We start from the raw sequence: 14,797 nt of genomic DNA on the forward strand, positions 1-14,797 counted from the left end.
TCACTTTGTCGGTCTGATTTTATAAACAACGGATTGTACCTCCGTCGACCCGTAGTACAGAACCGCTGATATAGTCAGCAAAACGACTACAGAGGTAGACAACGGCACCCGCAATTTCTTCAGGTGCACCAAACCTTCCGGTATCATTAGGGATAAGCTCCTGAACTGCTTTGTACTTAATCTCCTCCATATCCGTTCCCCAGCCAAATTTAGGCGCTGCCTGCTCGAGCCATTGTTCTACCATTGGATTGATGATGGCTCCAGGAGATACGATATTAGAAGTGATACCCGTCTCCTTAAGTTGCCTTGCGAGCGATACAGACATATTATGTCGTGCGGCAAGGGTAGCATTATAATGTGGCTGTTCCTTTATGGGCTGTATGGCCAATCCTCCACCAATATGTATTAACCTGCCCCAACCTCGCTCCTTCATCTGTGGAACGATGCGCTGTATCATACGTACATATGAAACCACATTGGTATTGTATAACGCTAACCAGTCTTCGGTACTTGCTTCGCCCCATGATTTGTGCGAAGTAATTCCGGCATTATTAACCAGTATATCCACCGGTCCGGATGAGAGTGCTGCTGCTGCTACTGCATCTGCGCCTTCATCTGTCGCAAGGTCTCCGATCGCTATTGCCGCAGATCCGCCGGAAGCGTTAATCTCCGCAGCTACATCTTCAGCACGTTTAAGGTTACGTCCATGTATTATTACCATGGCGCCTTCACTTGCGAGCATTTTAGCAATGGCTTCGCCCAATCCGGAACTAGATCCGGTTACCAGGGCACGTTTACCCTTTAATTTTATGTCCATTTTAATTGATTTTTATGTTATAAATGTTTTTTATTTGGCGCATAACCAAATTCCTTTTTGTATGCGAAGGAAAAGTGGGAGAGATCCTCAAAACCCAGATCCAAGTATACATCGGAAGGTTTCTCTTTTTGCTGTTCAATCAAGAAGCGGGCTGTATCCAGACGCTTCTGCAACAACCATCTGCCCGGGCTGGTATGAAACTGCTTTTCAAAATCGCGCTTAAAACCCGAAAGGCTGCGTCCCGTAAGAAAAGCAAAACGTTTCATTGGTACATTGTAGCGGTAATGGCTGTTCATAAAAGCTTCGAGGTCGATCTTTCCCGGTTCATTAAAATCAAACAACACATTTTTAAATGCCGGATTATGCTGAATAAGTAGTAAAACAAGCTCTCTGGCTTTTAGCGCCACAATGCGGTCATCCATTTGTTGTTGCAGATAAGGAACCAAGGAATCTACAAAACCTTTCAGCAATGCACCTGGCTGGATAAGAAGTGCGGCATGAGGATTAATTATGCTATCGGCTTTCAGTCCGTACTGCTCGCTCATTTCCTTTAAAGTGCACTGATCGATATGCACTGCTATAGACTTGAAACTTCCATTGGTGGTGCTTTTCACGTATTTGGTCAGCTGGTTGCGTCGAAAAAAGCGGAAGTCACCTTCCCGATAGGAATGCTTTTGATCAGCGAGCCAGACATCCTGTTTCCCCTGTAGAATATAACTGAAGATATGATCTGCTACAAAAGCTTCGCCTTCGATCGTATTGCCGGAATACGTATTTAGCACTATTTTGGGGCCTGTAGCGGCATCTTTAGCTTTTTCGGAAATATCATTTTTGCATTCCATAGCGATTAGCTTATGATTACTTTTGGTTCTAATTGTTCTTCGAGGCCATATAAGCCGCCTTCTCTGCCCAAGCCCGATTGTTTAAATCCGCCGAATGGTGCCAGCGCATCGTGATAGATCGTGTTGATCGCTACTCTGCCCGCATTGATCTGTGCAGCCACTCGCTGCGCCCGCGCCATGTCTGAACTGCTTACATAGGCATGCAGTCCATATATGGTATCGTTGGCAATGGCAACAGCTTCTTCCTCTGTTTTGTAGGTAATAACGGATAATACAGGCCCGAAAATTTCTTCCTGCGCAATCGCCATTTCATTACTTACACCTGTAAATATAGTGGGTTTGACGTAAAATCCGTTCTGTAATCCATCCGGCTTACCCAGACCACCAACTAAAAGTTCCGCGCCCTCGTCGATACCCCGCCTGATGAAATGCTGTATCCGGTCAAACTGTTTCTGACTGGCCATCGGCCCAATGACCGTCTGCTCATCTCTTGGATCACCAACTTTTTGTGTAGCCATGGTTCTCAGCAAGACAGCTTTAACCTCTGGCAGGACAGCTTCCGGCACCAGCAGTCGTGTGCCAGCAATACAGGCCTGACCACTATTCATGAAGGCCGCATTTACCGCCATTGGTATTGCAGTTTTGAGATCTGCATCATCAAGAATGATATTGGGTGATTTACCGCTTAGTTCCAGCGTGACGCGCTTCATCGTGTCCACTGCATTACGGGCAATGATCTTCCCAACCACTGTAGAACCTGTGAACAGAATTTTGGCCACAGCAGGGTGGGTAGACAATACCGTTCCCAAAATATCTCCGCGTCCATGCACCATATTGATTACGCCGGCTGGAAGTCCTGCCCGGTCGAAGCATTCTGCCAGAACCTGCGATTGAATCGCACTCATTTCACTGGGTTTGATTACTACGGTACAGCCAGCAGCAATTGCCGCCGCGAGTTTTACACATATGGAACCCGAATTGGCATTCCAGGCCGTCATGATCCCCGTTACGCCAATAGGCACCATAGTGACTGCTGACTGACCTATGCGGCGTTCGAAAGAAAAATCCTTAAGGATTTCCTTGAAGTAGAGGAAAGTCTCTGCGGCATACTGGTTTGACCAGCGGGACCGTTGTACCGTTGCACCATACTCTGTAGTGGTTACTTCTTGTAGATCGTCGAGGCACTCCATCAGGGCATCATGTAATTGCTGTAGGTAATCCATGCGCTGTGCTCTGCTTGTTTGTGAAAAAGAAGGTAAAGCTGCTGATGCAGCAACTATTGCAGCCTCCATATCCTGCTTATTGCCCAATACGACATGGCCGATGAGGCTTTCATCCGAAGGATTAATGATATCCATCTTCTCGGTGCCTGTCGAAGGCCGAAATTGACCATCGACGTAATGCTGGTTGATTATTTTCATTTTGTTGTCTTTTAAACTTAGCTCAAGAGCATCGTTATTATTGACACAAAATTACTTCGCTGCCGTCTTTGAAGGTTTGTTAAAAAGCCCAGATTACTTTGTTGAAAGGCTCAACTATTTGGTTCTCCGTCTATACAGTATGATTTTTGGTGGAGTATTTCCGCGTTTTTTTACCATACCCTGGGGAATAAATTTTCCCTTTGCGGTCTCTTCGATAAAATCCGACACATCGTAGCTTGCTATTGTCCAGAAAATGAAAGGTGCCATCAAAGACAATGAAGATATTCGTTTCTCAAAGTAATGAAGGTATTGGAACCCGGACAACCTATTTTTAAGAGATCCTTCGACCTTATCAAAACAATATAGAACAGACTGCTGAACATTTTTTGCAAAATGAAATTTTAAGCACATGTAGCATTCGTGAATTTAGTAAAGAATACTTTGACATTTAGTTTTTAGAGCTAGTGGTCAACAAGCTTAATCTTTCTGGATCTTTCCGGTTTTTCGAAGATCACAAGTATATTAACAAATCAGCCGCCAGCAGCCCTCGTTTCAATTCGTCACGATCACTGCTGGCGGCTGGTCTCTATGTTATAAATAATCTTTTCCGCCTCAAATAGAGCTTTAAAAATTAGAGCATAGATAATCAAAACAATGAGCCAATGTCTAATTTTTAGACTTATCAATAGAAACCCTAACAATACACCAATTGCGCCGATAGAAATTCGGAAATAAAGTATAGATTCATATTCCATCGCATACCAATAACAACCCTTGCAAAAATTGTATCGATAGAGCAAATAAACATCTCCATAAGTAATTAAAACGTTGAAAAGAATTATTAATGTTCCAACTATCCGACAAAGGATGGAACTGGTTAGTATCTATGAGTTGCTCTTTTTAAAGTAACGATCAAGTTAGTCATACCTTTTCAGTTTTCAACAATATTCCGGTAACTATTGTAGCTGTCGAATAATACTCCACAAGCGTTAATGCAGCTAATAATGAATTTGTAGTCGATACTATTTAAGATGAAAAAGTCAGAAAAATAAAACGAATAATAAATAAACCCCTACGAATTGTGAATGGCGGACTTTAATGCTAAGCTTATTTGTATTTTAGCTGTAAGAAAATTTTAATTAAATAAATACCAAAGTATATCAGCTTTTGACTAAAATCGCCAGCCTAAGGAAGGCCCAAAACATTAACTGTAAATTTGGAAACCCATTAAACTGACAAAATCCCATGCGTGAAATCTTAACAATAATAAGTATACTCGTAGTTGTCCTCGTTTTCTTTTATTTGATCAAAAAAAATCAGAAAAGACGGACAACGCAGAGATCATCGGTCAACGATATGGATCAATTTATGTCTTTACAGTTTTCGCTTGACCACGCAGAATTTACACTAAATCAAAGCGAAAACCTATATCCCTTTGCAATGACAATGTCTAACAATGGCGTAGATACAAACTTTTATAATTTTGAAAACAAAGAGATTTCGATTGACAGCATCCAGGCTCAATTGAAGGAAAGTGAAACTGATATTGACTTGGTTTTCATCATTTCTAATGATGCAAAGAATTCGAGACTTGAAATCCAGCGCTTTTTAAAGGGTGTTAAAAAAAGTCAACTTTTCAATATGAGTTACAAAATTGTTGGGGACAAATATCAACTTGACAGACAAAATTTAAAACCTATTAAAGAACAAGCTAGTTTTCTTTATTAAACGCGAACCATGCTTACTAAATTAATAGTAAAGGAGGCTAATTTAGAACATTTACACAGGATATTGGAGCTTTGAAAGCGGGACTTTGGTTAAAATATTAAGCCTGGATGATGGTAGTTGTAAAGAACTGCAATATTATCCTTATGATTTAGTTCATTGGGAAGATTAAGAGAAATGTGGGTAAGGATTAGTTTTAATTGAAAGGTCGAGTTTGAAGGGCTCGACCTTTTTTGTAAGTGTTAAATATAATCTTTACTAACCTTGAAAATTGAATTACCTTCGCTATCGAAAATTATGGTACCACATTCCTGACAAGTGTCATCGGTAAGTGACTCGCCCATTTTCAACTGCCACACATTCATACTTCCGCAGCTACAGCATACAGTATAAAGAACCTCTCCGGTTTGGCTTCCCCAGGGTTTGAACTGCCAAAACTTATCGCTTGCTTTTTTGATCTGCTTGCTGTTGCTCTTTTCCATGACAGCTACGTAATAGCTATCGTTACCTAAATCAAGTTGCACTATTTCCAAACCCTTGTTTTTAAGTTCATGATTTGATGCTTTCAGAAGAGAAGGAACGAAATCTCCGGGTGTAGCCGCCTGATCATTTGCCATCTTATAAGCAGCTGTAAAATCGAATGTAGCTTCTGGGTTAAAAGCAATTGCCCGGTGCTGTAAGAAACTGCCTATTTCATTTAAATAGGCTTCACCCTTCCAGTCAATCTGTAATAAAAATTGATGGTCCAGTAAATAGTTTAGCGTATCCTCATTGCTGAATTCTTCAGTGGGAAAGTTCTGCTGTTCGCCAGCCGATAAAACGTAAAAAAATGCCGCCGTTTTCATTGTTTAATTAAAATGATCACATCCAATTTAACTATTTTTCTGCAGATTCCATATCGCAGCTAGTAAAACCGACAAAGTAACCAAATTGCTTCCCTCAGCCGGTTAGAGGGAAGCAATTTTTAGAATCTAAGACGGTGTCACTTTTTTTATCACTTAAAACTAATTCAAAAATCAAAGAGGTGGTTCCTGGGGCGAATACCGTTACTCATGATAAGATGCTTTCATTTTGACGGTAAAAGCATAGGTTTATTGGCAAGATAATCGTTGTAATAGCTGGAAATTTTCATCATCAAAACAAACTATTATAATTCGTTTGATTGTTGTATTTGATTCAAGAAACTGATTTATCGCGTTCATCGATATTTGGGCAGCCAATTCCTTAGGGAACCTGTATATACCTGTACTGATATTCGGAAAAGCAATTGTTGTACAGCCATTATCCACAGCCTGTCTAAGAGAGTTGAAGTAACAGTTTGCTAGGAGGTTCTCTTCATTCTTTTGGCCGCCATTCCAAACTGGGCCGACCGTGTGGATGACATATTTAGCGTCTAGATTGCCAGCTGTGGTGATAACCGCTTCACCAGTTTTGCAGCCCCCTTGTCTAGCTACTATCATTCGGCATTCTTCCAGAATAGCTGGCCCGCCTGCTCGGTGAATGGCACCATCTACACCGCCACCACCAAGTAAGGAGCTATTTGCAGCGTTTACGATTGCATCGACTTCGATCTTAGTGATATCTCCTTTAATAACGTTTACTATTTTGTTCATTGGGTATAGCATAATATGAGGACACTTGCACCGACATAGCCGATGGATCTCATGGCTTTTTTTTTAAAAATTCCTGGCAATTCAATCCAGGGTTCCCATTCATGAATGGAATAGGAGAGTACTAGGTTGTATTTCCACTAAAGAAAGATACGTCTTTTTTCTTTTGTTTTTCTTATTGAATTTGTGATTGTGTTTGAAGGATAACGCATTTTTCGAACGCAGAAAAATAATATAATAATTTTAGGGACAACTTAGTGATATAACCGTTTACCTTAATATAAAACTATTATCAATTACATTTTTAAACTGATTTATGTTATTAGGACTACTCTTATGGCAACTTCTATTTTTGTTGGAGTTTTTACTGAAATTAATTTCTCTGTTTTTATTGATTTCGAATAGGCGTAAACTACGACCATTCAATTTCCTCTCGTATGTGTTGGCTATCATATTCTTACCATTGGTTGGTAGTATTTACATACTTATCCTACTTAAAAAGATAAAAGGAGGTCGAACGGATACAAATATGGCTGCATTTGGCCGATTTAATTTTATCAGCAAATAAATTTTACTAAATAATTAAATATCAAATTACTTCCCAAAAACAATAAATTATATGAAAAAACTACTAATTCTGGTGTTAACAACTCTTGTCTTGAGTTGTAACAAGAGCGATTTTACCCCTACAAAAGAGAAACAGCTAAATGAATACGAAGCTTTCAAAAAAACAGCTGGAATAAATGATGATAATTTGGCAGTACAAAAATTTTTTGAACAGAAAAATAAAGAAACAGGCTCCAAGATATTATATTACTCATTTGGATTAGATAAAAAGCAGGATACTATAAATGCTTATCTTCCTGATAACATTATCCCAAAAAAAGCATTCTCAAGCAAAAAGGCAGAACCTAGTGCTGAAGATTGGAAAAAATTCGATGCCTATGACGCTTCCGCTATGCTGGATGGTCTTTCCTCTATGACACCCAGCTATGACGCTAACGTCAAATGGACAGTTCTAACCAATCGGGCAGGTCTCTGGAATGTTTTTTCAGAAGAAACGATAACGCTAAGAAAATATGGTACATGGAGCAAAACATATATTCATGCAATTGCACATTTGGGATCATACATAAAAGGAACAGGGTTTATTCCCCTGCCTGTTTCTTGGAGTGAAAATCTGGTCGATATTTATCCAACTGCCGATAATTTGACTTATGAAACTCGCAATTGTATTGTTAGAGTATTAGGAAGTGTTTCAATGGGCTGGTCATGGACTACTGGAAATTATTGTGTGATAACGGCTAAAGAGTATTAAACATGTATTTTATTAATAACTTTTTCATTTGCCTAACATTGACGGTGACTACGATTTTTGCTCTTGCATGCCAAAGTTCTCAGACTAAAGGTGTTTCGGGGCAAGTTGCTGACTATAAGTTGACTGTAACGATGCGGGTAAATAATCTATCCCCATTTAATACATTTCTTTGGGGATTTGACACTATTATTATAGAACCATATTTGATCAAGCAAAATCATATAAAGATGAATGTTTATCATGACCAGAAAAAAGAGATCGATACAGAAAATTCGTTTTCATCAGATTCACTTGCCGGCTACTTTGTATCCTCGGTGAATACCAATAAAGCTTACACTTTTGACGCAAAGCACAATTTTATTAAAGAAATTCCTAGATCAGATAAAAAGAACGGCTTTTTATTTGAAAGAAACATAAGTCCTATTGCACCTTTTATAGCAGATTTTAAGCTTTCCGGAGACACAGTGGTGGAAGGACAGACTAGAAAATTACTTAGACTTCTAAAGAATAAGGATGGTGTGGAAACGGAATACCGTATCACGATGGATCAGTTGATGTTTAATAAGATAAACATTCATCCAATAAGCGAAGATTTAGACCTTAAATTCAAAGGGACATGTATGTCGTTGGAAATTCTATCAAAATATAAAAATGAGCAGAGCAAGGTCCAAATTTTTTGCAAAGTTAGCCATGATTTATCTTCAAATGATCAAAATATAATAAGCTATTTTAAGCAATGGCAAAAGAAATAGATATTGTGCTCTTTCAAAAATTAGGGTCACTATCCTGTACGGATGCCTGTTCTATAAACAGGCATCTTTATTATTAGCTTGGCAATAGTCAGAGTACCGGAGTTTTGGCGACTTATTCCAATCGAATTACAGTTAACAATTTAAAGATTGATAAGATCAATACCTCTCGCGGAATGCAGTTTATGCTATGCAGATTTTGAGGATGCCGTTGGCAATAAAATAACGATACAGAACGGCGTACTACAAGATCGTATGAAAATCTCCAACAATGTAGGTGTTTAAGGTAAATTAAATGGGTAAGATAGTAAGATAAGGGACAGATCTTTTTTATAGTCAGGATTTGATCAACTTTTTCTAGGAAATGATGTCAAAAAGCTTTCCTCTAACTGGTAGAGGGAAGCTTCTTTGTTTTAGGACTTCGTCTTTTACTACCATGAATAACAAGAAACAAATAGACTTTTCGGTATCTCCCTAATACCGCTTACATACCGCTTGTTTTCCTCGGATAGCCTCCATAGCAGCCATACTTTTGCTATATACATAAAAACAAAAAAATATGGCAAATCAATTTTTAATTAAAGACAAGATGGCGGATATGCGAGGCTTATCTGCTTGTGAAATCTTGGCATTACAGAGCGGATGCTGTGCAGGAGTGCAACTATTAGGGTATTATGAGAAAGGAGATACCCCAGCACCCATTATTTACTCACTGAGTACAACTTTACTGGTAGACAATGGCGGGAGTATTGTTGAAACCGGAGGCGTTAAACTGGAACATCAATTTATCGAAGATGTCAATGCACTTTATTTCGGTGTCAGTGCCTCACTTACTGATAATGCAGCGAGATTGGCTGTGTTTTTTGACTATCTAAAGGAAAACAAAACGCTAGAAGGGGTTTTGCCCATCGGAACGATCGCCTATAGTCAGCCGATAAACTTTGTTTTCGAAGGGGCTAAACTCAGAGGGCAGGGAAAAGGTACTATATTAAAGTTTACAGGATCTGCAGACAATGCTTTTGAGATTGATGCATTTAAAGGTGGTACCGAAACGACCCAGTTTATCAACAATATCACCATCAGCGATATCGTTTTCTCCGGAAATGCCAACACCACCATTACCTTATACCTCAGAGGCATTGCACGGAGTAAGTTCTCCAATGTGTGGGTAGGTGATGGCAAGAGTAGCAGTGATGGATATGGTTGGTACCTCGCGTCCGTACAGCTGACACAGTTTTTGGGCTGTGGATGTAACAAGTATCTCACGCCAATGACAAGTGTTCCCTATACGGGAATATTTATCGGATTGGGACAGCGTGGTAGTATCACTGCGGGTAACAGCACTAACAACACGTTTTATCAAAACTATTTTGAAGGTTTGAGCATTGGTGTGTTGATGTCCCACGCCGATGAAAATACCTTCATTGGCGGTAGTTCAGAAGCCAATAGCGTATATGGTATCGTTGTTGGTAAGGATTGTAAGGTAAATACCTTTATCGGTGTCGGACTGGAGGCCAATCCTGTCGATGTTTCCGATAGTTCCAGCTATAGCACCTATACCAATTGTTACTTTGGAAATATCCTGCGTATAGGCAGTACAGCTAAGCAGATTTCAGTCCAGGGAGCAATGATAGGGCGGATTGAAATACAAGATGGAGCGCGATATATTGAAATCAAGAATTCCGTCTACAACCGATTTATAAATGGCGCAAAAGGAATTTTTGATTTAGGGAAGCGTACATCCTTTGTTAATGTTGAGAATTATGATACACATGAATTTATAAAACAAAACATCGAAATCGATGGGACAGTCGCTGCCGATTCATATAAGGTAAAGGAAAAAAACGATATCCTTACGCCAATCAACAGCATTGACCCAGTAGGAGGATTTTCTCCGATTATTGTTAAAGATACAGCATCATTCTGGCCGATTCAGGGGGTTGCATTGGGAGTGGACAGAACAGGGAATTTCAATGATACTAATTCCATAAGTTCCTTTCGGATATTTTCAAAAGCCAATACCCTGGATGAACTATATTTTACCAAAAAGCTTTTTGGTACCGGAGCGATAACGGATTGGTCGCCCTTACGTAGGCTTATTCACGACAATAATCTCGCCACCACGGCAGTTAAAGGCATTGTCTCACAATCTACTGCGGTAGCCAATGTAGGCGCGAGCAATAGTACAAAATCAGTTCTTAATGATGCTGCTGATTTAGCTACTTCCGTAGCCCTGGTGAATGACCTGAAATCCAAATACAATCAGGCAGTCGATCTGATCAACGAGTTGAAGGCTCAGCTCAATACGAAGTTACAGTCCGATCGAGCGAGTGGTCAACAATCAAGTTAACGATGTTGAGCCGCTAGAGATATGGAATATTCGCAAGGATATTGGATCTAACCACAAAGTTGAGGAATACGGGTGCTTTGGCAATCGAGTTTCGACTAATTGAGGTAAAAATAATCATGCAGTATTCTACCTGAATACTGCATGATGTATTCATACTAAAGTTAAGGTAAATATATTGTATATTGATACCATGTAATTGCTGAGGGGAAAGCACAAAATACGATGCATTTTTTGATTTAGCAAAGTCCTCAAATCATTATTAATTATGCTGAGAATATGGAACTGCCTTATTGTATTTTTATTCTTCTGTTCTTGCGATGGAAGGAATTATATTGATTTCAAGAGCACTCAGATTTTGGCTGAGCATAAGATGAATTTTCCGAAGGAATCTACAGATCATTTCCCTCAGCGATTAGGAAGTGAGGTGGATATCATTTATAATGAAGGGATCGAAAATAATAATCTCAATCTATACCTGGTTGAACACAACGTAAGTGAAAAAGATATCAGTAAATTACTTAATAGGTTGAAAGATACTAAGTATTATAGCGGGAGCGATAAAAATCTTTTAATCATCAATAGAAATGAAAAGATCATAGAAGGCTTTAGTGAATTTCCGAAGATTGACAGCGCTAATTTACAAGGCGATGCTCCTGTTCCAAATTTTATCAGTTATAAAAAAGGGATATATGCTGATCCTAATTATGAATTTTATATTATCCATACTGACAATAAGGAAAGACAGTTTAAAAATGAAATTCTTGGCGAAAATGCATCAATGCCATTTAATTGGAAACATGGTATTACTTATGGTGTTGCTGTCAATAAATTGGAGAAAGATATAATTTATTGGGTTGCAGTTTGGTAATGCTTATGTGCGGCGCCCTGAAGATCAAATGACTCAAAACTAGTCGTGTTTTTTGACAGATTCATCTATAAGTTTCATTAGATGATCGACAGTATTAGCTACTTCTTCTTTCTGCACGACTAATGTTTTTTTTTCCAGACCCGGAGGAAGAGAAATCTTGCCATTAAATTCAGGAAGAAACAAATTGATGTTTTCCTGATCCATTTTATTGAAATTAATAAAAGTCCATTTTTTGGTTTCGTCCTCTTTTAACGCTAATAAGTAAGCTGAAGTGATTGCCATTTTGCCTTTTTCAGGCATAGACATTACCAATACTTGAGGAATAAAGCAATACGCTATCCCATCAATTTTTGAGACATCCATATCGACATAATTGATCATGGAATCAATTTTAACACCGTATTTTATAAGAGAAGAATAGAGTTCTTTGGTCAGTTTTGTTGCCTGATCTATCCCGCCCATGCTTTCAATTATGCGGGGTGATGTTTGACTTAAAATACCTTCGATATCTCCGGAAATAGATGCTTTTGTCATAATAGACAGTGCTTCCCTGAGCTGCGGATCTTTTTGCGCAAAGCTTGTATTATGAAAAATAGTTAATAGCGTAATTAACAAAAATATTCTTTTTCGCCGGATGTATTTAAACAGGTTGAACCAATTGTTGCTTTGCATAATGGAAAGAGGTTAATTCCCATTGAATTTACAGGTTTTTATTTACAAATCAAATTTAGATAAGTGTCTCCGTATTCCAAATATAATAGAGTGCTTAGGCGAATAGTTGTACTGGCTTGATAGTCCTTTTTTGATCGCTGTAAGGTTTTGCACTATTTAAGTGCATGTTGTGTTATCAGCCCCTATTTGGATAACAAAACCGTCACACTTTTCGGTATCTCCCACATACCGCTTACATACTACTTCTTTTCCTCAGATAGGCAAGTTCGCAACCATACTTTTGCTTTATACATAAAAACAAAAGAATATGACAAGTCAATTTTTAATTAAGAACACAATGGCAGATATGCGGAGCCTTTCTGTTTGTGAAATTACGGCATTACAAAGTGGATGTTTTACAGGAGTACAGCTGCTGGGCTATTATGAGAAGGGAGATACCCCAGCGCCTATTGTTTATTTTTTGAGCACTACACTAGATGACGACGATGGCGGGAGTATTATTGAAACCGGAGGTATTAAACTAGAACATGAATTTATAGATGAACTCAATGTCAGATATTTCGGTGCCAAGGGTGACGGCACACACGATGATACCTCAGCTATTCAGAGCACGATTGATTACGCTCCCATAAATAGCGAGGACTCGGGGGTAATAAGCCCAAAAGGATTCGCTAATGGTTTTAATATTCAGATTCCAAGAGGTCGCTATAAGGTTTCGAGCACCATTATGCTTAAACGAGGATTAAATATAAAAGGAGCGTCCATGGAGTCTACGCAACTTTTATCTTTCACTCCAGACTCCGTAATAAAGTACAGCGATGAGGGACGGTACATACAAGATGAGATTAAAATTAGCGATTTATCCATATGGCAGGACAAAACTGTTACTGCCACAAATGGAGCGGCTATTATGCTTGATTATGGTTCGACCACTGTATATAGCATGAAGCTTATGGTTGATAACGTATATATAGAGGGTACTTACGATGGTATTACAGCAGTAGCCCTTGTAGGTTCATCCATCAAGAATGTATTTGTATCAAAATGCATTAGACACGGTATCTATATACCGATGACAATCGGAAATAACTCAGCGAGTAGCACTTCATTGACCTTATACAATTGCTATACCAGTATAAATGGTGGAGATGGAGTTAGAATCATCAAAGGCGCCTATATTTCTCTGGTGGGGTGTGCGTCAGATTCCAATGTAGGCTATGGGTATCACCTTCAAGAAGGCCTCGGACACTCCCTTTATTGTTGTGGTTGTGAAGAGAATAAATCAGGAAATATTTTTCTATCCGCCTGTAGAGGAGTTGCGTTAAATGTGACCTCCCTTTTGTCAATAATTAATGGAGAAGTTCACGGTATCATCGTAAACCAATCACATAATATTACTATCTCCGGTTATGCAAGATCTGGAGAAGCAAACACAGGATATGCCGTAAATATTCCTTTAAATGGTGGTATTGTAGATCTATCAAATCTGAGTAGCGAAGGACCATGGCAGATCAAGCGAGTTAATACTGGTGTACTGGTCCGAGATCTGAAAAATGCTTTTGTAAGTAAGGACGGTCTATTTGCGCTTAATGGCAATACTGTCCAGCCCGGAAAACTCTTGTCAATCGTCGGATTTCTACCAGACACTGTAAAAACTGCCGTTGAGAATATCGCTTCATTCACTAAGGCTGATTCGGTCCGAAATGTGAATCATTTTGTGCAATCAGTTGTTTCAGACAATAATGAGTCCTATCCACTATTGGTCTCCAATTATACGGGTGTTGCAGTAAAAGGCACTTCGGCTAGCGTTCAGAAATTCGCGTCAAATTATATTGTAGAGTCTAATATCGGAGGAGTTGCAAATGCCAACATAATGATCGATGCACAGAGTGGGACGGTTCCAGCCGGAAACTGGAACATATATTCTGAAAGTCAACGCAAGTCCTATTTCAAAGGGGCCTTAGTTTTAGGTGCTAGTAATGGCAGTGAAGTTATGGGAGGAAATGGATCTCCTGAAGGGGTAATTACAGCGAAGGTTGGAAGTCTTTACATCAACAATTCAGCTACTTCTTCGTCAGATAGTATTTTTATAAAAGATAATGGCTCTAGTAATACAGGATGGTTACCGTTCGTTCCAATGAGTCAAGCTGTTGCTACTGATAACGCCGCAGCAGATCCTGGTGTCACTTATACCCAATCAGAGGTGCAGGCAATCTTAACGGAATTGAGAGACCTAAAAACAAAACTCAGAAATGCAGGTATATTAGCCAGTTAGGTGTTTTTTACTATATAACAAAAATACAAGTTAACAAATGCGGTATTCTAAAAGATACCGCATTTGTTTTTTAAAATCATACTATCAAAAATGGTCAGTGTTTCCTACTTTTCGGTATCGCCCCGATACCGCTTACATACCTCTTGTTTT

12 protein-coding genes are annotated in these 14,797 nt (G+C 39.1%); 6 read left to right on the forward strand and 6 right to left on the reverse strand.

Translation table 11 applies throughout. The features are described 5' to 3' along the window. Window positions 1-19 precede the first annotated feature (19 nt). The 3 genes from OGI71_RS03490 to OGI71_RS03500 are packed head-to-tail and all read right to left on the reverse strand — an operon-like array spanning window position 20 to window position 3,080. Window positions 20-817, reverse strand: coding sequence for an SDR family NAD(P)-dependent oxidoreductase (locus OGI71_RS03490; RefSeq protein WP_282253907.1), 798 nt, complete (start codon window positions 815-817; stop codon window positions 20-22). Between the two features lie 17 nt (window positions 818-834). Continuing rightward, window positions 835-1,659: an AraC family transcriptional regulator gene (locus OGI71_RS03495; RefSeq protein ID WP_282253908.1), complete on the reverse strand. Its 825-nt coding sequence runs from the start codon at window positions 1,657-1,659 to the stop codon at window positions 835-837. A gap of 5 nt (window positions 1,660-1,664) precedes the next feature. Further along, on the reverse strand, window positions 1,665-3,080 hold the full coding sequence (locus OGI71_RS03500) for an aldehyde dehydrogenase family protein (protein ID WP_282253909.1): 1,416 nt from the start codon (window positions 3,078-3,080) through the stop codon (window positions 1,665-1,667). Window positions 3,081-4,436: 1,356 nt separating this feature from the next. Here OGI71_RS03500 and OGI71_RS03505 point away from each other — a divergent pair. Continuing rightward, on the forward strand, window positions 4,437-4,808 hold the full coding sequence (locus tag OGI71_RS03505; protein ID WP_282253910.1) for a hypothetical protein: 372 nt from the start codon (window positions 4,437-4,439) through the stop codon (window positions 4,806-4,808). Between the two features lie 239 nt (window positions 4,809-5,047). Here the strand turns inward: OGI71_RS03505 and OGI71_RS03510 are convergent, their stop codons facing one another. Together OGI71_RS03510 and OGI71_RS03515 are read right to left on the reverse strand one after the other, a co-directional pair. Continuing rightward, window positions 5,048-5,650 (reverse strand): hypothetical protein, encoded by a 603-nt coding sequence (locus OGI71_RS03510; protein WP_282253911.1) that lies wholly within the window; start codon window positions 5,648-5,650, stop codon window positions 5,048-5,050. Between the two features lie 246 nt (window positions 5,651-5,896). Next, entirely contained in the window at window positions 5,897-6,418 is a 522-nt protein-coding gene (locus OGI71_RS03515; RefSeq protein WP_282253912.1) for an O-acetyl-ADP-ribose deacetylase, read from the reverse strand. Between the two features lie 616 nt (window positions 6,419-7,034). Here OGI71_RS03515 and OGI71_RS03520 point away from each other — a divergent pair. The 4 genes from OGI71_RS03520 (at window position 7,035) to OGI71_RS03535 (ending at window position 11,700) form a co-directional block, all read left to right on the forward strand. Further along, window positions 7,035-7,733 carry a hypothetical protein gene (locus OGI71_RS03520; RefSeq protein ID WP_282253913.1) on the forward strand — a complete coding sequence of 233 codons (699 nt, stop codon included), beginning with the start codon at window positions 7,035-7,037 and terminating at the stop codon, window positions 7,731-7,733. Between the two features lie 2 nt (window positions 7,734-7,735). After that, window positions 7,736-8,485: a hypothetical protein gene (locus OGI71_RS03525; RefSeq protein ID WP_282253914.1), complete on the forward strand. Its 750-nt coding sequence runs from the start codon at window positions 7,736-7,738 to the stop codon at window positions 8,483-8,485. 556 nt (window positions 8,486-9,041) lie between these two features. After that, window positions 9,042-10,832: a hypothetical protein gene (locus OGI71_RS03530; protein WP_282253915.1), complete on the forward strand. Its 1,791-nt coding sequence runs from the start codon at window positions 9,042-9,044 to the stop codon at window positions 10,830-10,832. Between the two features lie 265 nt (window positions 10,833-11,097). Further along, a complete protein-coding gene (locus tag OGI71_RS03535; RefSeq protein WP_282253916.1) occupies window positions 11,098-11,700 on the forward strand; it encodes a hypothetical protein in 603 nt (200 codons plus the stop codon). A gap of 39 nt (window positions 11,701-11,739) precedes the next feature. Here OGI71_RS03535 and OGI71_RS03540 read toward each other — a convergent pair whose 3' ends face one another. Further along, window positions 11,740-12,372: a hypothetical protein gene (locus OGI71_RS03540; protein WP_282253917.1), complete on the reverse strand. Its 633-nt coding sequence runs from the start codon at window positions 12,370-12,372 to the stop codon at window positions 11,740-11,742. A 307-nt stretch (window positions 12,373-12,679) separates the two neighbouring features. Between OGI71_RS03540 and OGI71_RS03545 the strand changes: the two genes are divergently transcribed. After that, window positions 12,680-14,647: a glycosyl hydrolase family 28-related protein gene (locus OGI71_RS03545; RefSeq protein WP_282253918.1), complete on the forward strand. Its 1,968-nt coding sequence runs from the start codon at window positions 12,680-12,682 to the stop codon at window positions 14,645-14,647. Window positions 14,648-14,797: the final 150 nt, after the last annotated feature.

The sequence above is a fragment of the Sphingobacterium sp. ML3W genome, from assembly GCF_029542085.1.
Taxonomy (GTDB): domain Bacteria; phylum Bacteroidota; class Bacteroidia; order Sphingobacteriales; family Sphingobacteriaceae; genus Sphingobacterium.